General features: G+C 74.2%; 20 protein-coding genes. 12 read left to right on the forward strand and 8 right to left on the reverse strand.

Annotated features, from left to right (window positions below; translation table 11 throughout):
• Window positions 1–114: 114 nt before the first annotated feature.
• Both greA and ACFUVW_RS09180 read right to left on the reverse strand, forming a co-directional pair.
• Window positions 115–597 (reverse strand): transcription elongation factor GreA, encoded by a 483-nt coding sequence (gene greA, locus ACFUVW_RS09175; RefSeq protein WP_430567715.1) that lies wholly within the window; start codon window positions 595–597, stop codon window positions 115–117.
• Window positions 598–778: 181 nt separating this feature from the next.
• Entirely contained in the window at window positions 779–1,222 is a 444-nt protein-coding gene (locus ACFUVW_RS09180; RefSeq protein ID WP_430571021.1) for a DUF4307 domain-containing protein, read from the reverse strand.
• A gap of 106 nt (window positions 1,223–1,328) precedes the next feature.
• On the opposite strand from ACFUVW_RS09180, the gene mca reads away from it, so the two are divergent.
• Genes mca through ACFUVW_RS09195 form a run of 3 tightly spaced genes read left to right on the forward strand, consistent with a single transcriptional unit; the run spans window position 1,329 to window position 3,516 of the window.
• On the forward strand, window positions 1,329–2,204 hold the full coding sequence (mca, locus tag ACFUVW_RS09185; RefSeq protein ID WP_430571022.1) for a mycothiol conjugate amidase Mca: 876 nt from the start codon (window positions 1,329–1,331) through the stop codon (window positions 2,202–2,204).
• On the forward strand, window positions 2,201–2,557 hold the full coding sequence (locus tag ACFUVW_RS09190) for a hypothetical protein (RefSeq protein ID WP_430571023.1): 357 nt from the start codon (window positions 2,201–2,203) through the stop codon (window positions 2,555–2,557). Before mca ends, ACFUVW_RS09190 begins: the two co-directional genes overlap by 4 nt.
• A complete protein-coding gene (locus tag ACFUVW_RS09195) occupies window positions 2,554–3,516 on the forward strand; it encodes a carbon-nitrogen hydrolase family protein (protein WP_430571024.1) in 963 nt (320 codons plus the stop codon). Before ACFUVW_RS09190 ends, ACFUVW_RS09195 begins: the two co-directional genes overlap by 4 nt.
• Before the next feature lie 27 nt (window positions 3,517–3,543).
• On the opposite strand, the gene ACFUVW_RS09200 is transcribed toward ACFUVW_RS09195, so the two are convergent.
• The gene (locus ACFUVW_RS09200) at window positions 3,544–4,317 is read right to left on the reverse strand and encodes a hemolysin III family protein (RefSeq protein WP_430571025.1); all 774 of its coding nucleotides are present in this window, start codon (window positions 4,315–4,317) and stop codon (window positions 3,544–3,546) included.
• 259 nt (window positions 4,318–4,576) lie between these two features.
• Here ACFUVW_RS09200 and ACFUVW_RS09205 point away from each other — a divergent pair, with 259 nt between their 5' ends.
• The 4 genes from ACFUVW_RS09205 (at window position 4,577) to hemQ (ending at window position 7,981) form a co-directional block, all read left to right on the forward strand.
• A complete protein-coding gene (locus ACFUVW_RS09205) occupies window positions 4,577–5,338 on the forward strand; it encodes an isoprenyl transferase (protein ID WP_430571026.1) in 762 nt (253 codons plus the stop codon).
• Between the two features lie 81 nt (window positions 5,339–5,419).
• Entirely contained in the window at window positions 5,420–5,938 is a 519-nt protein-coding gene (locus ACFUVW_RS09210) for a MarR family winged helix-turn-helix transcriptional regulator (RefSeq protein ID WP_430571027.1), read from the forward strand.
• Between the two features lie 115 nt (window positions 5,939–6,053).
• Window positions 6,054–7,199 (forward strand): ferrochelatase, encoded by a 1,146-nt coding sequence (locus ACFUVW_RS09215; RefSeq protein ID WP_430571028.1) that lies wholly within the window; start codon window positions 6,054–6,056, stop codon window positions 7,197–7,199.
• Window positions 7,196–7,981, forward strand: a complete 786-nt coding sequence (gene hemQ, locus ACFUVW_RS09220) for a hydrogen peroxide-dependent heme synthase (RefSeq protein WP_430571029.1) — start codon at window positions 7,196–7,198, stop codon at window positions 7,979–7,981. The genes ACFUVW_RS09215 and hemQ overlap by 4 nt, the downstream gene beginning before the upstream one ends.
• Window position 7,982: 1 nt before the next feature.
• Here the strand turns inward: hemQ and ACFUVW_RS09225 are convergent, their stop codons facing one another.
• The 3 genes from ACFUVW_RS09225 to ACFUVW_RS09235 all read right to left on the reverse strand — a co-directional run bounded on the left by ACFUVW_RS09225 (window position 7,983) and on the right by ACFUVW_RS09235 (window position 10,996).
• Window positions 7,983–8,756: a putative protein N(5)-glutamine methyltransferase gene (locus tag ACFUVW_RS09225; protein ID WP_430571039.1), complete on the reverse strand. Its 774-nt coding sequence runs from the start codon at window positions 8,754–8,756 to the stop codon at window positions 7,983–7,985.
• Window positions 8,757–8,827: 71 nt separating this feature from the next.
• Window positions 8,828–10,135 (reverse strand): Glu/Leu/Phe/Val dehydrogenase, encoded by a 1,308-nt coding sequence (locus ACFUVW_RS09230; RefSeq protein WP_430571030.1) that lies wholly within the window; start codon window positions 10,133–10,135, stop codon window positions 8,828–8,830.
• A 267-nt stretch (window positions 10,136–10,402) separates the two neighbouring features.
• The gene (locus ACFUVW_RS09235; protein WP_430571031.1) at window positions 10,403–10,996 is read right to left on the reverse strand and encodes a biotin transporter BioY; all 594 of its coding nucleotides are present in this window, start codon (window positions 10,994–10,996) and stop codon (window positions 10,403–10,405) included.
• A 205-nt stretch (window positions 10,997–11,201) separates the two neighbouring features.
• Here ACFUVW_RS09235 and ACFUVW_RS09240 point away from each other — a divergent pair, with 205 nt between their 5' ends.
• Entirely contained in the window at window positions 11,202–12,500 is a 1,299-nt protein-coding gene (locus ACFUVW_RS09240) for an Nramp family divalent metal transporter (RefSeq protein ID WP_430571032.1), read from the forward strand.
• Between the two features lie 15 nt (window positions 12,501–12,515).
• Here the strand turns inward: ACFUVW_RS09240 and ACFUVW_RS09245 are convergent, their stop codons facing one another.
• Together ACFUVW_RS09245 and ACFUVW_RS09250 are read right to left on the reverse strand one after the other, a co-directional pair.
• Complete coding sequence (locus ACFUVW_RS09245; protein ID WP_430571033.1) at window positions 12,516–13,352, reverse strand: aldo/keto reductase; 837 nt, start codon at window positions 13,350–13,352, stop codon at window positions 12,516–12,518.
• Window positions 13,353–13,386: 34 nt separating this feature from the next.
• On the reverse strand, window positions 13,387–14,244 hold the full coding sequence (locus ACFUVW_RS09250) for a helix-turn-helix domain-containing protein (protein ID WP_430571034.1): 858 nt from the start codon (window positions 14,242–14,244) through the stop codon (window positions 13,387–13,389).
• A 53-nt stretch (window positions 14,245–14,297) separates the two neighbouring features.
• On the opposite strand from ACFUVW_RS09250, the gene ACFUVW_RS09255 reads away from it, so the two are divergent.
• From ACFUVW_RS09255 to ACFUVW_RS09270, 4 genes are all read left to right on the forward strand, one after another.
• Complete coding sequence (locus ACFUVW_RS09255) at window positions 14,298–17,831, forward strand: proline dehydrogenase family protein (protein WP_430571035.1); 3,534 nt, start codon at window positions 14,298–14,300, stop codon at window positions 17,829–17,831.
• Between the two features lie 104 nt (window positions 17,832–17,935).
• On the forward strand, window positions 17,936–18,796 hold the full coding sequence (locus ACFUVW_RS09260) for a patatin-like phospholipase family protein (protein WP_430571036.1): 861 nt from the start codon (window positions 17,936–17,938) through the stop codon (window positions 18,794–18,796).
• On the forward strand, window positions 18,793–19,854 hold the full coding sequence (locus ACFUVW_RS09265; protein ID WP_430571037.1) for a 1-acyl-sn-glycerol-3-phosphate acyltransferase: 1,062 nt from the start codon (window positions 18,793–18,795) through the stop codon (window positions 19,852–19,854). The genes ACFUVW_RS09260 and ACFUVW_RS09265 overlap by 4 nt, the downstream gene beginning before the upstream one ends.
• A gap of 91 nt (window positions 19,855–19,945) precedes the next feature.
• A complete protein-coding gene (locus tag ACFUVW_RS09270) occupies window positions 19,946–21,565 on the forward strand; it encodes an APC family permease (RefSeq protein WP_430571038.1) in 1,620 nt (539 codons plus the stop codon).
• Window positions 21,566–21,622 lie beyond the last annotated feature (57 nt).

Here is a 21,622-nt window from a genome sequence, read left to right on the forward strand (position 1 = left end):
TGTGAGGTGGGGGTTTATGGGGGGGGGGGGGGGGGCGGGCAACGAGTTGGGGGGTGCCCGGGGGGAGGGGCACGCCCACGGCATGCGTCGGTGCCGGGCCTGGCCCGGGGGAGGTCAGCCCGCGAAGGGCGTGGCCTTGAGGATCTCGACGGGGATCTCGCGACCGTTCGGCGCGGTGTAGGCCACCTTCTCGCCGATGCGGTGCCCGTCGATCGCGGCGCCGAGCGGCGACGTCGGCGAGTACACGTCGAGGTCCGTCGTGTCGGCGATCTCGCGGGAGCCGAGCAGGAACGTCATCTCGTCCCCGGCGACGACCGCGGTGACGACCATGCCGGCCTCCACGACGCCGTCGTCCGCGGGCGTGCCGATCTGCACGTGCCGCAGCTTCTCGGTGAGCTCGCGGATGCGGGCCTCGTTCTTCGCCTGCTCCTCGCGGGCGGCGTGGTAGCCGCCGTTCTCCTTGAGGTCGCCCTCGTCGCGGGCGGCGGCGATGCGCTCGGCGATCTCGGTGCGGGCGGGGCCGGAGAGGTGCTCCAGCTCGGCCTGCAGCCGGTCGTGAGCCTCCTGGGTGAGCCAGGTGACAGTGCTCTCGGTCACGAGGGCTCTCCTTTCGTGGTGCTCGATGGCCTGTTTCGGCCGTGCGCGGGCGACCGACGGGCGTCGGCACGCGCGTCGGCTGGGGCAGGACTGCGTGTGAATCCCTCAGGATAGCCCGGGGAAGCGCCAGAACCCAGGTCTCTGCCCTGGGCGAACAGGGTGTGTTCGGTCGCGGGCGGTGTCAGGAGGCGTCGGGGACGTCGCAGGACTCGACGACCGCGGTGGTGGCCTCCTCGGACGTGCGGACCGTCACCGAGTACGTCGAGGTCTGCTGCTCGGCGGGCCCGACGGGCACCTCGAGGGTGCCGACCTGGGCGTAGCTCTGCGCGAGCGCCTCCACCTCGCAGACCGCCGTCGTGCCGGGCGGCATGTGCACCTGGAACGTGACGTCCACCTGCTCGGCGTCGCGGACGTCGAAGCCCACCATCTCCACCGTCACCGGGTCGCGACGGGTCTGCTCGACGGAGAACCAGGCGGCCACCCCGACGGCCGCCGCGAGGGCGGCGCCGATCGCCACCTTGGCCCCCGTGCCGAGCGGGCGCCGGCCTTCCTGCCGGCCGTCCTGTCCAGCACGCGACGTGCCGTACCGGTCGGCGGGGGGAGTGGGGCTGACGGGCTCGCTCATGGTGCACCATTGTCCCTGAACCCGCTGCCGACCCGTCACCCCGGGAGGGACCTTGTCCTCCGCCTCCTCCGTGCCGCCCACCCCGCGATCCGAGCCCCTGCGTCTGATGGCGGTGCACGCGCACCCGGACGACGAGTCCAGCAAGGGGGCCGCGACCACCGCGCGGTACGCCGCCGAGGGGGTGGAGGTGCTCGTCGTGACCTGCACGGGCGGCGAGCGGGGCGACGTCCTCAACCCGAGCTTCCAGGTGCCCGAGGGGCACGAGTTCGACACCCTCGAGGGGCGTCTGGCGGTGCGCCGCCTCGAGATGGCGGCCGCGGCCGACGCGCTCGGCGTGCGGCAGACCTGGCTCGGCTTCGTGGACTCCGGGCTCCCGGAGGGTGACCCGCTGCCGCCGCTGCCCGAGGGGTCGTTCGGCCTGGTGCCGCTCGAGGAGGCGGCCGCGCCGCTCGTGCAGCTCGTGCGCGAGTTCCGCCCGCACGTCATGACCACCTACGACCCGTCGGGCGGCTACCCGCACCCCGACCACATCAAGTGCCACGAGGTGGCGTTCGAGGCGTACCACGCGGCGGGCGACCCGTCCCGGTACGTCGTCGAGGGTGGCGCGGCGCCCTGGGAGCCGCTCAAGCTCTACTACAACCACGGCTTCTCGATGGCGCGCATGCGCGCCGTGCACGAGGCGATGCAGGGCGCCGGCCTGGAGTCGCCCTTCGGCGAGTGGATCGAGTCGCGCGCGGCGCGCGAGATCCCTGAGCGTGAGGCGACCACGCACGTCGCCGTCGCGGACTTCTTCGCCCAGCGCGACGCGGCCCTCGTGGCGCACGCGTCGCAGATCGACCCGGCGGGCTTCTTCTTCGCCGTGCCGCGCGACCTCGAGGCCGACGTGTGGCCCACCGAGGAGTACGAGCTCGCCGACTCGCGGGTGCCGACGTCGCTGCCCGAGGACGACCTGTTCGCCGGCCTGCGCGAGGGCGACCGATGAGCGCCGCCTGGGCGACCCTGCTCGCCGCCGCCCCGAGCCCGAGCCCCAGCCCGACCCAGGGTCCCGACGAGCTCCAGGTGACGCCGGGCCTCGCCGGGTTCGTCGCGACGTTCGCGGTGGCCGTGGCCTGCGTGCTGCTCTTCCTGTCGCTCACGCGGCACCTGCGTCGCGCGCAGCGCAACGCCGAGGAGCAGGGCATCCCGCTGGAGGAGCCCAAGCACTTCGGGCTCCACGGCCCGGGGCAGCGCCCCGGGGCGCCCGACATGCCCGGCACGACGCCTGACGGCGGCGCGGGCGACGGCGGCACGGGCGGCGGCAGGAGCGACGGCACGGACGACGAGCCCGGCCGATGAGCACGAGCGTGCGCGTCACGGTCGGCCAGCTCGCGATCACGGACGACCACGACGCCAACCGCGAGGCGGTCGCCGAGGCCTTCCTCGCCGCCGGCCGCGTGGGCGCGGACCTGCTGGTGCTGCCCGAGTACTCCTCCGGCTACGACCGTCACGGCGTCGGCGTCGAGCACGCGGAGCCGCTCGACGGGCCGTTCGTCACCGCCCTGCGCCAGCACGCCGCGCGGTACCGCATCGCGGTGGTGGCCGGCACCACGCTGCCCGCCTACGGTGCGTCGGCCACCGGCACCGGACAGCACCCCGCGGTGAGCGGCACGTTCCCCGCGGTCAGCGGCGCGTTCCCGGCGGTGACCGGGGCGTTCCCGGCGGTCACGGGGTCGCTGCCCGCGATCACGGGGACGACGCCGACGGTGGGGTCGTCCGGGCCGCCGACGCGCGCCTTCAACACCGTCGTCGCGGTCGACGCGACGGGCGCCGTCGTGGGCGCGTACCGCAAGGTGCACCTGTACGACGCGTTCGGCACCCGCGAGTCCGACCGCCTCGAGGCGGGCCCGGCCGGCGTGCCGCCGCTCGTGCTGCGGCTGGGGGACCTCACGTTCGGCGTCGTCACCTGCTACGACCTGCGCTTCCCGGAGTCGGCGCGCCGTCTGGTGGACGCCGGCGCGGACGTCATCGTCGTCCCGGCGGCGTGGGTGGACGGTCCGCTCAAGGCGGACCACTGGCGCACGCTGCTGCGCGCGCGGGCGATCGAGAACACGGCGGTGGTGATCGGGGTCGGGATGGCCGGCCCCGGGCTCGTGGGCCGCTCGCTGCTGGCCGGGCCGGACGGCGTCGTCGGCCTCGAGCTGGACGAGACCCCGCAGGTGCGCACCGTGGACCTGGACCCGGAGCCGCTCGCGGAGGTGCGCCGGCAGAACCCGTCGCTGGCCAACCGGCGCTACCTGGTGGTGCCGGCGGGCTGAGCCGCCGTCGTCGGGCCCGGGGGACCGCTACAGCGCCGCGAGGTAGATCGCCACGGTGTGGCAGGCGAAGCCGATCACGGTGAGCACGTGGAAGATCTCGTGGAACCCGAACCAGCGGGGCGACGGGTTCGGGAACTTGGTGCCGTAGACGACGGCGCCGAGGATGTACGCGATGCCGCCCGAGGCGACGAGCCACGCGACGGCGGCGCCGCCCGCGGCGGAGAACTGCGGGATGTAGCCGACCGCGACGCAGCCCAGCGCCACGTACACCGGGACGTAGAGCCAGCGTGGGGCGCTCATCCACAGCACGCGCCCGACGAGGCCGAGGATCGCCCCGCCCCAGACGACGGCGAGGAGCACGGTGGCGGTGCTGCGCGGCAGCAGCATCACGGCCAGGGGCGTGTAGGTGCCGGCGATGATGAGGAAGATGTTGGCGTGGTCCAGGCGCCGCAGGACGGCGGCGGTGCGGGGCGACCAGGTACCGGTGCCGAGGTGGTAGACGGCGCTGGTGCCGAACAGCATGACGGCGGTGACGCCGAAGATCGCGCAGGCGACCTTGTCGGCGGTCGTGTCGGCGAGGACGACGAGCACGATCGCGGCGGCCAGCGCCAGCGGGGCCGTGACCGCGTGGATCCAGCCGCGCAGGAAGGGCTTGATCAGGGCGGCGGTGTCGGCCGCGGCGGCGGACACCGTCTGGACGGCGTCGCCCACCGCGTCCTTCGCCTCGCGGGCGACCCCCTTGACGTCGGGGGCGTCGAGCCGGTCGCGCGGGCGGCCGTTGGGCTGGGCGGCTGCTGCCACGGGTGCATCTCCTTGCTCCGGACGTAACCTACGCATCCGTAGGTTACGCCAGCGTAGGGGACACGGCAGGGCTGGGGCGACCGGACGCCGTGAAGATCGTGCGCAGGGGTTGCGGGGCGTCCCGTAGCGGCCGCCCGAGCCCGGGACCTGCGGGTCCGCGGGAGCGGTACCGTTGACCCGCTCTCCGTCCGTCCCCGCCCCCGCCGGGCGCCCGCGCCGTCGCGCGCCCGCGGCCCGGCACGAACCTCCGAGGTCCCGCGTGCGCATGCCCCACCTGCTCTACGGCCTGTACGAGCGGCGCCTGGCCGCCTCGCTGCCGACGGCGCAGACGCCCCGGCACGTGGGCGTCATCCTCGACGGGAACCGGCGGTGGGCCCGCTCGTTCGGCGAGACCGCGGCCACCGGGCACCGGCGCGGGGCGGACAAGATCGCGGAGTTCCTCGGCTGGGCGGAGGAGCTGGGCGTCGAGGTCGTCACCCTCTGGATGCTGTCCACCGACAACCTCGCGCGGCCCGCGTCCGAGCTCGCCGACCTGCTCGACATCATCCGCGACGCCGTCCAGGACCTCGCGGAGTCGGGGCGCTGGCGGCTGCGCGTGGTGGGCCGCCTCGACCTGCTGCCGGGCGAGCTCGCGGGCGCCGTGCGCGGGGCCGAGCAGGCGACGAAGGACGTCCACGGGCTGCAGGTGAACGTCGCCGTCGGCTACGGCGGGCGGCACGAGATCGCCGACGCCGTGCGCTCGTACCTCAAGCAGGAGTCCGCCACCGGCGCGTCCCTCGAGGAGCTGGCCGAGCGGATCGACGTCGACGACATCGCCGCCCACCTGTACACCAAGGGCCAGCCGGACCCGGAGCTCGTGATCCGCACTTCGGGAGAGCTGCGTGTCGGCGGCTTCCTCATGTGGCAGAGCGCGCACTCGGAGCTCTACTTCTGCGAGGCGTACTGGCCCGACTTCCGCCGCGTGGACTTCCTGCGCGCCCTGCGCGACTTCTCCCGGCGGGAACGGCGCCTCGGCCGCTGAGCCGAGCCGGCGGGGGTCGGGCGGGGTATCCGGCGGGGATGTCGCCGGGCGTTCGTCGGAGGCCTGCGGCACACTGCCACGGTGACCCCGCCCGAGCCGACGCCGACGTCCGTGCCCCAGCCCGAGCACCGGACCCCGACCGACGTGCGGCTGGCCGCCGAGGCCTGGGAGTCGCTGTTCCGGGCGCAGGTCACGCTCATGCGCCGCTTCCAGGCCGACGACATCTGGCGTGACCTGTCGATGCGGGAGTACGACGTCCTGTTCACCCTGTCGCGCGCGCCGCGGGGCGAGCTGCGGCTGCGCGACCTCAACGAGGGGATGCTGATCGCGCAGTCGTCGCTGTCGCGGATGGTCGAGCGGCTCGAGGCGCGCGGCCTCGTCGCCCGGTCGGTGCCCGCCGACGACGCCCGCGGCACCCTGGTGCGGCTCACCCCGGAGGGGGCGCGGCGTCAGCGCGAGACCGGGCTGGCCCACGTGCGCACCATCGCGGAGTACGTCGGGCAGGCGCTGCCGCCGGACGAGCTCGAGCGGTTGCGCGGCGTGCTGGACCGGCTGCGGCTGGCTCAGGCGGACATCCCCGACCGTCCGTCGTCGGGCTGACGCACCCCACGCACGGGGCACCGTCGACAAGATGACAACACGTGCCTTCAACGTCACGTCGGCCAGGGGCCGTTCTCGGCGGGCCGGGCCCCGAGCCGGTGCCATGATGGCAATCATGTCGCTGACCCCCCAGTCGGCCGATGCCGGCCCGTACGACGCCCTGCTCCTGTACTCCTTCGGTGGCCCCAACAAGCCGGAGGACGTCGTGCCGTTCCTCCGCAACGTGACCGCCGGCAAGGGGATCCCCGACTCGCGGCTCGAGGAGGTCGGCGAGCACTACTACGGCTTCGGCGGCAAGAGCCCGATCAACGAGCAGAACCTCGCGCTGAAGGCGGCGCTCGAGGCGGAGCTCGCCGACCGCGGGATCGACCTGCCCGTCGTGTGGGGCAACCGCAACTGGGAGCCCTACACCACCGACGCGATCGACGAGCTGGAGCGCCTCGACGCCAAGCGTGCCGTCGCTCTGGTGACCTCCGCGTACTCGTCGTACTCCGGCTGCCGCCAGTACCGCGAGGACCTCGCGGTGACGCTGGAGAAGCGTGGCCAGCTGGGGCCGGACGGCTCCACCGGCGTGCAGTTCGACAAGATCCGCTCCTACTTCAACCACCCCGGCTTCGTCGCGGCGAACGCCGAGGCCGTGCTCGAGGCGTACGAGGCGCTCGAGGCGAAGGGCGGCGACCCGGCCGCGGCGAAGGTCGTCTTCGTCACGCACTCCATCCCCGACACGATGGAGGCGGCGTCCGGCGTCGGGCACGCCACGTACTCCGCGCAGCACCTGGACGTCGCCGCGGTGATCGCGGCCGTCGTCTCCGAGGTGCGCGGGCACGCCGTCGAGTGGGAGCTCGCGTACTGCTCGCGCTCCGGCCCGCCCTCGCAGCCGTGGCTCGAGCCGGACGTCAACGACCTGCTCACCGAGCGCGCCGGCCAGGGGCTCAAGGACGTCGTCCTGTCCCCGATCGGCTTCGTCTCCGACCACATGGAGGTGGCCTACGACCTCGACACCGAGGCCATGGCCACCGCCGCGGAGCTCGGCATGACGGCGGTGCGCGCCGGCACGGTCGGCACCCGCGCGGTCTTCGTGTCCGGGCTGGTCGACCTGGTCCTCGAGCGCGCGGCCCTGGCCCGCGGCGAGGACGTCGAGCAGGCCACCGTGGGCTCCCTGCCCGCGTTCCCGTCCGTCACGCCGCCGGACTGCTGCCTGCGCCGGCACGAGGAGCCCAGCGGCATCCCCGCACTCTGCTCGGAGGACATGCACCGATGAACCAGCCCAGCAGCGCCCACGACACCCCCCACGTGCACGGCGACACCGGGGAGGACGTCGACGCCGCCGCGATCAACGAGTCCCTCCGGTACGCGATGATCGCGGTCTTCTCCACGGCCGAGCCGCTGCCCGCGGCCGACGCCGAGCGCGCCGAGGTCGCCGCCGAGGCCGAGGCCGCGCTGTGGGACGGCCAGCCCGACGACGCCCGTGACCCGGCCCGCGCCGAGGGCGACGTCGTCGTGCGCGGCGTGTACGACGTCGCCGGCCTGCGCGCCGACGCCGACCTCATGGTGTGGGTGCACGGCCCGTCCGTGGAGTCCGTGCAGGGCGCCTACCAGCGGCTGCGCGCGTCGCGGCTGGGGTCGGCGCTCGCGCCGGAGTGGTCGGTCGTGGCGCTGCACCGCGCCGCCGAGTTCAACAAGGGCCACGTGCCCGCGTTCCTCGCCGGCGAGCGACCCCGCGACTACCTCTCGGTGTACCCGTTCGTGCGCTCCTACGACTGGTACCTGCTGCCGGACGACGAGCGCCGCACGATGCTGCGCGACCACGGCATGGCCGCGGCGGGCTACAAGGACGTGCGCGCCAACACGATGAGCACGTTCGCGCTGAGCGACTACGAGTGGCTGCTGGCCTTCGAGGCCGACGAGCTGCACCGCATCGTCGACCTCATGCGCGACCTGCGCGCCACCGAGGCCCGCCGCCACGTGCGCGAGGAGGTGCCGTTCTTCACCGGCCCGCGCGTCACGCTCGCGGACTGGGCGGAGAAGCAGCCCCGCGCCTGAGCTACCTCGCGCTCAGGGTGGCGACGACGACGGTGCCTCCGGTGGCGTCGTCGGCGTCCGGGTCTGCGTCGGTGACGACGGTCGCGCGCAGGCCGTGCGCCTCGACCAGCGCCGTCGCGCCGGGCACCTGGCCGGTGCCGACCTCGAACAGGAGCGACCCGCCCGGCGCGAGCCAGCCCGGGGCGGCGGCCACCACGCGGCGCACGACGTCGAGCCCGTCGGCGCCGCCGTCGAGCGCGACGGCGGGCTCGTGGTCGCGGGCCTCGGGCGGCATGGTCGCGATCGCGCCGGTCGGCACGTAGGGCGCGTTGCACAGCAGCAGGTCGACGCGGCCGCGCAGGTCTCCCGGCACGGCGTCGAGCAGGTCCCCCTCGTGGACCGCGGCGCCGAGCGGCAGCAGGTTGCGGCGGGCGTGCACGACGGCGGCCGGCTCGACGTCGCTCGCGTGCAGCGCCGGGGCGGCACCCGCGGCCCGCAGCCCCCGCAGGACGGCGCCGCCCACCGCGCCGCACCCGCAGCACAGGTCGAGCACCGTGGCCGGCGCGGGCAGCGCGAGCGCCGCCACCACCATCAGCTCCGTGCGGCGCCGGGGCACGAAGACGCCCGGCCCCACCGACCAGCGGTGGCCGGCGAACGCGACCCAGCCCAGCAGGTGCTCCAGCGGCTCGCCCGCGACCCGTCGCACGACGAGCTCCTCGAGGCGCTCGACGTCGGCGGATGTCTCGAGCAGCAGCGCCGCCTCGTCCTCCGCGAACACGCACCCGGCGGCGCGCAGCCGCGTGACGACCCGGCCTCTGACGGAGCCCGGGTCGTCCGTCGGCGGCGCGGCGTCCGACCGGTCGGCGCTCAGGGGTACAGCCCCCGGATGCGGTGCGCCTCGGCGGTGCGCTGCACGCCGATGACCAGCGCGGCGTCGCGCAGCGACAGGCCCTCGCGCTTGGCGAGCGCGGAGACGTCGCCGTACGCGGAGGTCATGCGGTGCTCGAGGCGGTCGGCGATCTCCTGCTCGGACCACCAGTAGGTCTGGTTGGCCTGCACCCACTCGAAGTAGGAGACGACGACGCCGCCGGCGTTGGCGAGCACGTCCGGCACGACCGTGACGCCGCGGGCGGCGAGCACGCGGTCGCCCTCGGTGGTGGTCGGGCCGTTGGCGCCCTCGACCACCCAGCGCGCCCGGACGCCCGCGGCGGTGTCGCCGTCGAGCACGCCCTCGACGGCGGCCGGGACGAGGACGTCGACGTCGAGCCCGAGCAGGTCGGCGTTCGACAGCGGGTCGGCGCCGTCGAAACCGACGACGGAGCCGGTCGCGGCGACGTGCGCGAGGAGGCGGGGGACGTCGAGGCCTGCGTCGTTGCGGAGCCCGCCGTACTGGTCGCTCACCGCGACGACGGTCGCGCCGCGCGCGGCGAAGATCGCCGCGGCGTGCGAGCCCACCTTGCCGAAGCCCTGCACGGCGACGGTGACGTCGGCCAGCGGCACGCCGGCCTCACCGAGCGCGGCGGCCGTGACGTGCACGATGCCGGCACTGGTGGCCGTGCCGCGTCCGCGGGAGCCGCCCACGGCGAGCGGCTTGCCGGTCACCACGGCGGGGATCGTGTACCCGCGGTTCACGGAGTACGTGTCCATGACCCAGGCCATGGTCTGCTCGTCGGTGCCCATGTCGGGCGCCATGACGTCGGTGTCCGGGCCGATCATCGGCATGATCTCGGAGGTGTAGCGGCGGGTGACCCGCTCGAGCTCGGCCGTCGTGTAGTCGCGCGGGTCGATGGCGATGCCGCCCTTGGCGCCGCCGTAGGGCAGGTCGACGATGCCGCACTTCCACGTCATCCACATGGCCAGCGCGCGCACCTCGTCGATGTCGACACCGGGCGCGTACCGCAGGCCGCCCTTGCCGGGGCCGCGGGAGATGTTGTGCTGCACGCGGAAGCCGTGGAACAGGACGGTCTCGCCGTCGTCGCGCCGCAGCGGCACGGCCACGTGGATCTCGCGGCGCGGGGTGGCGAGCATCTGGTGCTGGCCCTCGTCGTAGCCGAGCACGGCCACGGCGCTGGCGAGCTGGCCGTGCGCGGTGTCGAGCGTGGAGCTCGTCCGGGCGGGTGCGGCCGGGGAGGCCAGGTGGTCGACCGGGGTGTCGGGCAGGGGTGTCGAGGTCATCGACGTCGTCGTCGTCACGGGTCCTCCAGGACACGGTGCCGAGGGCCCCGGGTAGGGGCCCCGGCAGGGGTGGCGCGGCCCGGGATGGTGGGCCTCGGCGCCCACCGTAGTCGCTCCCGCGAGCACCTCAGCGGGCGAAACTCGCCGCCTTACGGAGCCGTGTCCGAGCGTTGACCCGACGATGCCGCCGGTTGAGCTGGTCGAGACCGGGGGGCGGGGATTCGACAAGCTCGACCGGCAACCGGCGGTGTCTCGCCGGGTGGCGCGTCAGCGCACGAACCGCCAAGCGGTCGGCAGCAGGGCGGCGGCGAGCGCGGCCTTGAGCGCGTCGCCGGGCAGGAAGACGACGGCACCGGAGAGCAGCGCGGCGCCCACGGGCATCCCGGAGCTCACCGCGAGCCACGGCACGCCCACGGCGTAGACGGCGAGGGTGCCGAGCGCGTAGGTGCCGACGGTGGACAGCACGCGGCGGTCGGCGCCGCGGCGCGCGAGCGCCCCGACGACCACGCCCGCCAGGAGGAAGCCGACGAGGTAGCCGCCCGACGCGCCGGCGACGGACTCCCAGCCCGCCGTCGCGCCGGCGAACACCGGCAGGCCGGAGACGCCCGCCGCGAGGTAGACCGCCTGCGCGGCGGCGCCGCGCCACGGCCCGAGAGCGGCGGCGCCCAGCAGGACGGCGAACGTCTGGCCGGTGAGCGGCACCGGCAGCCCGGGCACCGGGACCACGACCTGCGCGGCCAGCGCGGTGAGGGCGGCCACGGCGACGACGAGGAGGGCGTCGCGGGCGAGCGCACCCGGGAGCAGGTCGGCGAGGACGCGGCGCGGGCGGGCGGGGGAGAGCGGAAGGGCGGCTGCGGTCATGACGACGACGCTAGGCCGGGCGGCCGGGCGGGTCACGCACGGGTGCCGCACGAGTCCGGGCGCCTCGTTTGTACAGGTCGCACACACGGCCGGCCGAGTCCGGCGTGCCGGGGCCCGGGAGTTGTGGGAATCGTGCAGGCCGTGCGGTGGCATGTCCGGCATGTCGTAGATGGGGAGGGACGCCGAGCCGGTAGCCTCCGGCGACATGGCTGACAAGGACGTCACACCCCCCGACCTCGACCGAGACCTCGACCACGGCTCCGACGTGGAACGTCCCCGCTGGCGCCTCGTGGGACCCGGGCTGGTCGTCGCGGCCACGGGCATCGGCGCGGGCGACCTGGTCGCCACGCTCGTCGCGGGCAGCACGTTCGGGTACACGCTGCTCTGGGCCGCCGTCCTCGGCGTGATCATCAAGATCGTGCTGGTGGAGGGCGCGGGCCGGTGGTCGCTCGCCACGAACCGCACGATCTTCGACGGCTGGAAGTCGCTCGGCGCGTGGGCGAGCATCTACTTCGGCGTCTACATCGTGGTGTGGGGCTTCAGCTACGGCGCCGCCGCGATGTCGAGCTCGGCGCTGCCGCTCGTCGCGCTGTTCCCGCAGGTCGACCTGATCTGGTTCGCGATCGCCATGGGGCTGGTCGGCGCGGCCATCGTCTGGCTCGGCAGGTACAAGATGTTCGAGTACGTCATCGCCGTGCTCGTGGGCGTCATGTTCGTGACGATCGTGGGCTCCGCGGTGCTCACGGTGCCCAACCTCGGCCAGATCGTCGGCGGCCTGGTGCCGCGCATCCCCGAGGGCTCGATCCTCTACACGCTCAGCCTGGCGGGCGGCGTCGGCGGCACCATCACCCTGGCGGCGTACGGGTACTGGCTCAAGGAGAAGGGCTGGCACACACCGCGCTGGATGAAGGTCATGCGGATCGACAACGCGATGGCGTACGTGATCTCCGGCGTCTTCGTCGTCTCCATGCTGATCGTGGGGGCCGAGCTGCTGTACTCGTCCGGCATCACCGTCGCCGACGGCGAGGGCGGCCTGGTCGACCTGGCCGACGTGCTCGCCGAGCGGTACGGGTCGTTCATGGCGCCGCTGTTCCTGATCGGGTTCTGGGCGTCGTCGTTCTCGTCCGTCCTGGGCGTGTGGAACGGCGTCTCGCTGATGTTCGCGGACTTCGTCGCCACGGCCCGCGGGCTGGCGGCCGACGACCCGCGGCGCAAGGCCGGCGGCAGCTACTACAAGGCGTACATCCTGTGGCTCACCTTCCCGCCGATGCTGCTGCTCCTGCTCGACAAGCCCATCGCCCTCGTCGTCGCCTACGGCGCGCTCGGCTCGCTGTTCATGCCGTTCCTGGCGATCACGCTGCTCATCCTCATGAACTCCTCGCGGGTGCCGCAGCGGTGGCGCAACAAGCCGCTCACCAACATCGTCCTGGGCCTCGTGGCGCTGATGTTCGTGGTGCTCGGCGTGCAGCAGCTGGTCGAGGCGCTGGCGCCGGTCGCCGGCTGACGCGCCGCCGGTCCGTCAGTGCCCGAACTCGTCCGAGTCGGTGACCTGGCTCTCGCCCCGGTCGAGCCCCGAGACCGCCGCCAGCTCCTGGGGGTCCAACTCGAGGTCGAAGACGTCGAGGTTCTCCCGCTGGCGCTCCGGGGACGCCGACTTGGGGCACGTGACGTAGCCCTGCTGCGTGATCCACCGCAGCACCACCTGCGCCGGGCTGCGGTCGTGACGCCGCGCGATCTCGGTGATCACCGGGTCGTCGAGGAGCTCGCGCGGCTTGATCGGGCTCCACGCCTCCGTGACGATCGCGTGCTCCGCGTGGAACGCGACCGTGTCCGCGCGGGCGGCGTACGGGTTGAGGTTGATCTGGTTCACCTCGGGGGCGACGCCGGTCTCGTCCACCAGCCGGCGCAGGTGGTGCGGCTTGAAGTTGGACGTGCCGGCGGCGCGGATCAGGCCCTCGTCGCGCAGCGCGAGCAGCCCCTGCCAGGCCTCGACGTAGCGGTCCTGGTCCGGGTTCGGCCAGTGGATCAGCAGCAGGTCCAGGTAGTCGAGGCCGAGGCGGTCGAGCGACGCCTCGCACGCCTGCCGCGCCCCGTCGACGCCGTGCCAGCGCCTGTTGAACTTGGTCGTGACGAACAGCTCGGAGCGGTCCACGGACGCGTCGCGCAGCCCGCGCCCGACGCCGCGCTCGTTGCCGTAGTTCTCCGCGGTGTCGACGAGCCGGTAGCCGCCGTCGATCGCGGTGGCGACGGCGCGTGCCGCCTCGTCGTCGTCCATCGGCCACGTGCCGAGCCCGAGGGCGGGCATCGCGGTGCCGTTGGCCAGGGTGACGGTGGGTGCGGGCGCGGAGGTCGTCATGGCACGAACCTACGGTGCGGGCGGCGGGGTGGCCTCAGCTGCCGCGGGCGCGGCGCCGGAATGACGACGGCGTCTCGCCCGTGAGCCGGGCGAACGTGCGCGTGAACGAGGGCTGGTCGTAGAAGCCGGCGGCCGCCGCGACCTCGGCGAGCGGCGTCGTCGTGGACGTCAGCAGGTGCGCGGCGCGGTCCACCCGCGTGCGCAGCACGAGCTGGCGGGGGGAGAGGCCGAAGACCTTGCGCACCCGCCGGTCGAGGACGGCGGGCGTGCTGCCCGACAGCCGCGCCAGGTCGGCCACCGTCAGCGGGTCGCCGGGGGAGGCGTCGAGGTGCCGCTCGACGGCGGCGACCAGGCGGGCCATCGCGTCCATCGTCGCGTCGTCGGCGTCGCCCGAGCGCAGGTCCTGCGACACGGAGACGAGGCCGACCACGCGGCCGGCGGCGTCGCGCACGGGCAGCTTCGCGGTGAGGAACCAGCCCGGCGTGCCGCCCACGCGGCGGATGAGCTCGAGCTCGTTGCGCAGCGGACGGCCCGTGCGCACCACCTCGGCGTCCTGCGCCTCGTAGCGCTCGGCCAGCTCGGGCACGAAGAGGTCGACGGCGCGGCGGCCCAGCACCTGGCGGCGGGAGCGCTCGTTGGTGCGGCGCACGAACACCTGGTTCACGGCGAGATACCGGCCGTCGGCGTCTTTCGCGCAGAACATGACGTCGGACAGCTCGTCCATCAGGTCCACCATCACGGGGGACAGCGCGGCCATGAGGGCGGCGGTGCCGGGCACGTCGGCCGACGTCCCGGCGCGGGCCACGACCGGGATCGGGCCGGTGGGGTCGCCGACGGGCTCTCCCGGGGCGTCGCCCGAGGTGCCGTCGGTGTTGTCGGAATCTGCGCCCATCGCGCGCCCGATCGTACAAGACGGGCCCCGCCCGGAGGGCGCACCCTGGGGACATGAGTACCTCCGTTCCGGCGCGCGGCGGCGCCACCCCTTCCGCCGTGCACAGCGCCCCCACCGACGCGGGCGCCGAAGCCCTGGTCGAGGACGCCGTCGCCCTCGCCCACCACTGGATCGCCGTCGCCTCCGGCTCGTCCGGACAGGGCGGGACGACCACCCGTGCGGACCGGAAGACGCGCGCCACCGCCGAGCGGCTCGGCTCGCTCGTCTCCGACCCGGCCGGCCTCGAGCTCGCCGTCGGGTTCGTCGACGACGTCGCCCGGCCCCAGGACGTCGGCGTCGCCGCCACCGCGCTCGCCCGCCTCGGCCGGGACGCCGGCTCGGCCACGTTCCTCGGCCCCGTCGACCGCACCCTGTTCAAGGTCGGCGCCGTCGTCGCCCCCGTGCTGCCGTCCGTCGTGGTGCCGGCCGCGCGCGTGCGCCTGCGCCAGCTCGTCGGCCACCTCGTGGCCGACGCCGGCAAGGGCCTCACCGCGCACCTCGCCCGGACCCGCGCCGAGGGCTACACGCTCAACGTCAACCTGCTTGGCGAGGCCGTGCTCGGCGACGACGAGGCCGCCGCGCGCCTGCAGCGCACCATCGACCTGGTGCGCCGGCCCGACGTCGACTACGTCTCCGTGAAGGTGTCGTCCGTCGCGGCCCAGCTCGTCACCTGGGACCTGGACGGCTCGCGCGAGCGCGTCGTCGAGCACCTGCTGCCCCTGTACCGGGCCGCGCGCGACCACGGCGTCTTCCTCAACCTCGACATGGAGGAGTACAAGGACCTCGCGCTGACCACCGCGGTCTTCACGCAGGTGCTCGACCGCGAGGAGTTCCGCGACCTCGAGGCCGGCATCGTGCTGCAGGCGTACCTGCCCGACGCGATGGGCGCGCTGGACGAGCTCACCGAGTTCGCGCAGAAGCGCGTGGCCGACGGCGGCGCGCGCATCAAGGTGCGCCTCGTCAAGGGCGCGAACCTGGCGATGGAGCACGTCGAGGCCGAGCTGCACGACTGGGCGCAGGCGCCGTACCCCACCAAGCCGGACGTGGACGCCAACTACGTGCGCATCCTCGACCACCACCTGCGCGCCGACCGCACCGCGGCCGTGCGCCTCGGCGTCGCGTCGCACAACCTCTTCCACGTGGCGCTCGCGGTGCTGCTGGCACGCGGCCGCGGCGTCACCGAGGGGCTCGACATCGAGATGCTGCAGGGCATGGCCCCCATCGAGGCGCGCCTCGTGCGCGACGAGGTGGCCAAGGACGGCGGCCACGTCGTCCTGTACACGCCGGTGGTGCGCGACGAGGACTTCGACGTCGCGATCTCCTACCTGGTGCGCCGCCTCGAGGAGAACGCCGCCGAGCAGAACTTCCTGCACGCCGCGTTCGCGCCCGCCGGCGGGTCCGCCGGCGTCCGGGCGACCCCGATGGAGCGTCAGGAGCTCGCGTTCCGGGCGTCGGTGCGGGACGGCGTGCACTACCAGCCGGTGGACGTCGCGCCCCGCCGCCGCGACCGCTTCGCCGGCGGCGGCACCGCCCCCACCGCGGGCGGGTGCCCGAGCGCCGAGCCCTTCCGCAACGCCGTCGACACCGACCCGGCCGTGGCCGGCCACCGTGCGTGGGCCCGCAGCGTCGTCGGGCCGGACTCCGGGTTCGTCCCCGTCCAGGCCCCCGAGGTCACCTCGACCGAGGCGATCGACGACGCCGTCGCGCGCGCCGTCGCCGCGCAGCAGGCGTGGGGAGCCGTCGCGCCCTCCGACCGGGCGCGCGTGCTGCGGGCCGCCGCCCGCGAGCTCGAGGCCCGCCGCACCGACCTCGTCGCCGCGATGGTGCACGAGCCGGGCAAGACCGTCGCCGAGGCCGACCCCGAGGTCAGCGAGGCGATCGACTTCGCCAACTACTACGCCGCGTCGGCCGAGGCCCTCGAGCAGGTGGACGGCGCCGTCTTCACGCCCGACGGGGTCACGCTGGTCACCCCGCCGTGGAACTTCCCCGTGGCCATCCCCACGGGCGGCGCCCTCGCGGCGCTCGCGGCCGGGTCGGCCGTGCTCGCCAAGCCGGCCCCCACCACGCCCCGGTGCTACGAGCTGGCGATCGAGGCCGTGCACGCGGCGCTCGACGAGGTGGCGCCCGAGATCGGGCTGGACCCGAGCGTCGCGCGCGACGTCGTGCAGTTCCTGCGGGTGCCCGACGGCGACCTCGGCCAGCACCTCGTGACGCACCCGGACGTGGCCCGCGTGATCCTCACCGGGTCCATCGAGACGGCCGAGCTGTTCGCCTCCTGGCGGCCCGAGCGCCCCGTGCTCGCGGAGACGTCGGGCAAGAACGCGCTGGTCGTGACGCCGTCGGCGGACCTCGACCTCGCCGTCGCCGACCTGGTCAAGAGCGCCTTCGGGCACGCGGGGCAGAAGTGCTCGGCCGCGTCGCTGGTCATCCTGGTCGGCTCCGTGGGTGACCCGTCCACCGAGACCGGCAAGCGGTTCCGCCGGCAGCTGGTCGACGCCGTGCAGTCGCTCGCCGTGGGGTCGCCCACCGAGCTGTCCACCGTCATGGGCCCGCTGACCGAGCCCGCGCAGGGCAAGCTGCTGCGCGCGCTCACGACGCTCGAGCCGGGGGAGTCGTGGCTCGTGCGCCCGCGCCGCCTGGACGACGTGGCCGCCGCGGCCGGGATCGAGGCGGACCGGCTCTGGTCGCCCGGCCTGCGCGACGGCGTCGCCCCGGGGTCGTTCTTCCACCTCACCGAGGTGTTCGGCCCGGTGCTCGGCATCATGACCGCCAAGGACCTGGACGAGGCGATCCGCCTGCAGAACCAGGTGGACTTCGGCCTCACCGCCGGCATCCACTCCCTCGACGACGACGAGATCGCCACCTGGCTCGACCGCGTCGAGGCGGGCAACGTGTACGTGAACCGGCACATCACGGGCGCGATCGTGCAGCGCCAGTCGTTCGGCGGCTGGAAGGCCTCGGCCGTGGGCCCGGGCGCCAAGGCCGGTGGCCCCAACTACGTGGCCGAGCTGGGCGCGTGGGCGGACGCCGGCACCCTGCCGTCGCGCACGGACGACCCCGAGGGCTGGCTCGCCGCGGCGCAGGCGTCGGACGACGCCGCGTGGGCGACCGAGATCGGCGTCGGGCACGACAAGTCCGGCCTGACGGTGGAGGAGAACACCTTCCGCTACCGGCCGATCGACCGCCTCACCGTGCGCGTCGGCGACGGCGCCCTGCCGATCGAGGTGCGGCGCGTGCTCGCCGCGGCGAAGCGTGCCGGCGTGCCCGCCGTCGTCGTGCCGGACACCGACAGCGGGTGGGGCGTGCCCCACGAGGCGCCCGTGTCCCACGCGGACTTCGCCGCCGCCGTCGCCGCGGGCCGCGTCACCGGCCGCGTCCGCGTGGTCGGCCGCGCCCCGGGCCTGCGCGAGGCCGCCGCGACGCGCCTGGGCACCGTCACGGTGCTCGACGCCCCCGTGGTCGCCAGCGGCCGCCGCGAGCTGCTCGCCGTCGTGCGCGAGCAGGCCGTGAGCCGCACCCGCCACCGGTACGGGCACGTGCACGCCTGAGCCCACCTGTCAGGGCCAGGACCACGTATTCGTGCGCGTGGCCCTGACAGGTCGGGGCCGCGCACCTGATGCCGCAGGCAGGACGTCGTGGCACGATCGCGGCCATGACGGTGGCGTTCGTGCTCGGCGGCGGCGGGGTGCGCGGCGCCGTCCAGGTGGGCATGCTGCAGGCGCTGTTCGAGGCCGGGGTCGCGCCCGACCTCGTGGTCGGCACGTCGATCGGCGCGATCAACGGCGCCGCGGTCGCCGCCGACCCGAGCATCGCCGTCGTCGACCGCCTCGGCGCCGCCTGGGCGTCCCCGACGGCGGACGAGGTGTACGGCGAGCCGTGGTACCGGCAGCTCACGCGCCTCGCCCGCTCGCGCACCCACCTGTACGACCCGGCCGCGCTGCGCCGGCTCATCGCGGGCACGCTCGGGGAGCGCACGACCTTCGAGGACCTGGCCGTGCCGCTCGTGGTCGCCGCGGCGAGCATCGAGCGGGCGTCGGAGCACTGGTTCGACGCCGGCCCGCTGGTCGAGGCCGTGCTCGCGTCGGCGTCGGTGCCGGGCGCGCTGCCGCCCACCGAGATCGGCGGCGAGCACTACGTCGACGGCGGCATGGTGAACTCCATCCCGCTGGGCGAGGCCGTGCGCCGCGGCGCCACGACGGTCTACGTGCTGCAGGTGGGGCGGGTCGAGGAGCCGCTCACCGTACCGGCCAAGCCGGCCGACGTCGCGCGCGTGAGCTTCGAGATCGCCCGGCGGCACCGGTACTTCCGGGAGCTGGAGGAGGCCCGCCGGGTCGCGACCGTGCACGTGCTGCCCACCGGCGGCGCGCTGCCGGGGGACGAGAAGCTCGGGGCGTTCCGGCGCATGGACTCCACCGCGGCGCGCATCGCCCAGTCGTTCGCCGCCTCGCGGGACTACCTCGCCACCGCGCCGGAGCCGGGGCCGACGCCGCCCGACGGACCGGGGCAGCCGTGATCGCGCCCCCGCCCCGCTGGGTGCGCCGGGTGGTGCTGGCACCGCTCGTGGTGCTGCTGGCGGTGCTGCTGGTGCCGACGTCGATCATGCTCGCCCTGGTCGTCGGCGCCGCGCTGACGTGGCTGCTGCCGGGCCGGCTGCGGGTGCTGCGCCTGCTGTGGATGCTGTCGTTCTACGTGCTGTGGGACGCCGTCGCCCTGGTGGTGCTGTTCGCGCTCTGGGTGGCGTCCGGCTTCGGGCTGGCGATGCACCGGCCCGGGATGCAGCGGGCGCACGTCGCGGTGGCACGGGCCGCGCTGGCCGTCCTCTTCTGGCAGGTGCGGTGGACGCTGCGGCTGACCATCGTCGTCGAGGTCGAGGCGGGCGCGCGGCTGCCCGACGTCCCGGTCCTCGTGCTCAGCCGGCACGCCGGGCCGGGGGACTCGTTCATCCTCGTCGACACCCTGCTGGGCCGCGGCCGCCGCACCCCCGCCATCGTCCTCAAGGACACGCTGCAGTGGGACCCCGCGATCGACGTCCTCCTGAACCGCCTGCCGGCGGCCTTCGTCACGCCCGTCGCGCGGCGCCGGCCGGGGCAGCCCGGGGCCGCGGAGACGATCGCCAGGATCTCCGCCGGCCTGGGCCCCGACGGCGCGCTCGTGCTGTTCCCGGAGGGCGGCAACGTCACGCCGAAGCGGCGCGCGAAGCGGATCGCGGCGCTCCGGGCGCGCGGCAAGGACGCCCTCGCCGACCGGGCCGAGCGCATGCCGCACGTCATGGTGCCGCACGCGGGCGGGTTCCTGTCCGCGCTCGACGCCGTCACGCCCGACGCCGCCGTGCTCGTCGTCGCGCACACCGGGCTGGACCGTCTCGTCACGGTGAAGGACATCTGGCGGGAGCTGCCGATGGACAAGACCATCGTGCTCGGCGGCACGCTGACGCGCGTCCGCGACCTCCCCGCCGACCTCGAGGGCCGGGAGCTGTGGCTCTTCGAGCAGTGGGAGCGCGTGGACGCCTGGATCTCGGAGCGCGACGTCGACCGCCCGGTGGTGCGGGCACGCCCGGATCGCTCCCGCTGAACGCCCCGTTCACCGATGTCGTAGCGTCGTGTAGGGTCTCCCAGCCGCCGAGACCCGGTGGTACAGACCACTCCAGTAAGGAGCCTCAACGATGCAGCTCATGCGGAGGCGTTCGATCGAAGCCACGATCGCGGCGTCCGACGAGCCCCAGCGCCAGCTCAAGCGCACCCTCGGAGCCTGGGACCTCGTCGTCCTCGGCATCTCCGTGGTGATCGGCGCGGGCATCTTCTCGAAGGCCGCGCAGGTGTCGGCCACGCAGACCGGCCCGTCGGTCGTGATCTCGTTCGTCATCGCCGGGATCGTGTGCGCCCTGGCGGCGCTGTGCTACGCCGAGTTCGCCTCGTACATGCCGGTGGCCGGCTCCGCGTACACGTTCTCGTACGCGTCGATGGGCGAGCTGCTCGCCTGGATCATCGGCTGGGACCTCATCCTGGAGATGTTCTTCGCCGCGTCGGTGGTCGCGAAGGCGTGGGGGCTGTACTTCGACAACTTCCTCAACGTGTTCGGCCTGGGCGGCGTGGACTCCGAGGGTGTCGCGTCCGGCATCCACAACACGGTGAGCCTCGGTGGGGTCTCCTTCGACTGGGGCACCGCGGTGCTCATCGTCGTGCTCGCCACGCTGCTGGCCGTCGGCACCAAGCTCTCGACGCGCGTCACCGGCGTCCTCACGGCCATCAAGGTCGCGATCGTGCTGCTCATCATCGTGGTCGGCTTCGCCTTCTTCAGCGCGTCGAACCTCAGCCCGTTCGTGCCGAGCCCGGAGTCGTTCGGCGAGTCCACGACGCACGGCACCACGATGACGCAGACCCTCTTCTCCTGGATGGCCGGCGCCGAGCTCTCCGTGGGCGGCGTGATGGGCATCCTCGCGGGCGCGGGGACCGTGTTCTTCGCGTTCATCGGGTTCGACGTCGTCGCCACCGCGGCGGAGGAGACCAAGAACCCCCGACGGAACGTGCCGCGCGGCATCCTCGGCGGCCTCGCGATCTGCACCGGCCTCTACATCGCCGTCTCGATCGCGCTCTCCGGCATGGCCACCCCGCAGCAGCTGCGCGACGCCACGCCCGACGGCGGCGCCTCCGCGACGATCATCACCGCGTTCCAGCTGCAGGAGAACGCCCCCACGTGGGCCACGCAGGTCATCACGGTCGGCATCCTCGTGGGCCTCACGACCGTGGTCATGGTGCTCATGCTTGGCCTCACCCGCATCGTGTTCGCGATGAGCCGCGACGGCCTGCTGCCCCGCGGCATGTCGAAGACGTCGGAGAAGCGCGGCACCCCGGTGATGATCCAGGTCGGCACCGCCGTGCTGCTGGTGATCGTCACCTGCTTCTTCTCCGTCGACGTGCTCGGCAACATGGTGAACATCGGCACCCTGTCGGCCTTCGTGCTGGTGAGCTTCGGCATCCCGATCCTGCGGCGCCGTCAGCTCAAGGCCGGCGGCGGTGAGGCCAAGGCTGACCACTTCAAGGTGCCGTGGTCGCCGGTGCTGCCGATCGTCTCCGGCGTGCTGTGCCTGTGGCTGATGCTCCAGCTCGACGTCGAGACCTGGCTCCGGTTCCTCGTGTGGCTCGCGCTCGGGTTCGCGATCTACTTCCTGTACGGCTACCGCAACTCCCAGCTGGGCAAGAACCCGTCCCAGCTCGCCGCCGACTACCGCGAGGCCCTGCAGACGGCCGTCGGGGTGGACGACGACACCCCGCGGCGCGGCTGACCACCCCGCGCCCGACCGGCCCGACATGCGCGGCGGCCCGTCAGAGCACTCTGACGG

Source organism: Isoptericola sp. NPDC057391 (assembly GCF_042668085.1).
Taxonomy (GTDB): Bacteria; Actinomycetota; Actinomycetes; order Actinomycetales; family Cellulomonadaceae; genus Isoptericola.

Coding starts and splice junctions, on each gene's coding strand:
- ACFUVW_RS09180 (WP_430571021.1), bottom strand. CDS start 1,222: ATGAGCGAGCCCGTCAGCCCCACTCCCCCCGCCGACCGGTACGGCACG.
- mca (WP_430571022.1), top strand. CDS start 1,329: ATGGCGGTGCACGCGCACCCGGACGACGAGTCCAGCAAGGGGGCCGCG.
- ACFUVW_RS09190 (WP_430571023.1), top strand. CDS start 2,201: ATGAGCGCCGCCTGGGCGACCCTGCTCGCCGCCGCCCCGAGCCCGAGC.
- ACFUVW_RS09195 (WP_430571024.1), top strand. CDS start 2,554: ATGAGCACGAGCGTGCGCGTCACGGTCGGCCAGCTCGCGATCACGGAC.
- ACFUVW_RS09215 (WP_430571028.1), top strand. CDS start 6,054: ATGTCGCTGACCCCCCAGTCGGCCGATGCCGGCCCGTACGACGCCCTG.
- hemQ (WP_430571029.1), top strand. CDS start 7,196: ATGAACCAGCCCAGCAGCGCCCACGACACCCCCCACGTGCACGGCGAC.
- ACFUVW_RS09230 (WP_430571030.1), bottom strand. CDS start 10,135: ATGACCTCGACACCCCTGCCCGACACCCCGGTCGACCACCTGGCCTCC.
- ACFUVW_RS09235 (WP_430571031.1), bottom strand. CDS start 10,996: ATGACCGCAGCCGCCCTTCCGCTCTCCCCCGCCCGCCCGCGCCGCGTC.
- ACFUVW_RS09240 (WP_430571032.1), top strand. CDS start 11,202: ATGGCTGACAAGGACGTCACACCCCCCGACCTCGACCGAGACCTCGAC.
- ACFUVW_RS09245 (WP_430571033.1), bottom strand. CDS start 13,352: ATGACGACCTCCGCGCCCGCACCCACCGTCACCCTGGCCAACGGCACC.
- ACFUVW_RS09250 (WP_430571034.1), bottom strand. CDS start 14,244: ATGGGCGCAGATTCCGACAACACCGACGGCACCTCGGGCGACGCCCCG.
- ACFUVW_RS09255 (WP_430571035.1), top strand. CDS start 14,298: ATGAGTACCTCCGTTCCGGCGCGCGGCGGCGCCACCCCTTCCGCCGTG.
- ACFUVW_RS09260 (WP_430571036.1), top strand. CDS start 17,936: ATGACGGTGGCGTTCGTGCTCGGCGGCGGCGGGGTGCGCGGCGCCGTC.
- ACFUVW_RS09270 (WP_430571038.1), top strand. CDS start 19,946: ATGCAGCTCATGCGGAGGCGTTCGATCGAAGCCACGATCGCGGCGTCC.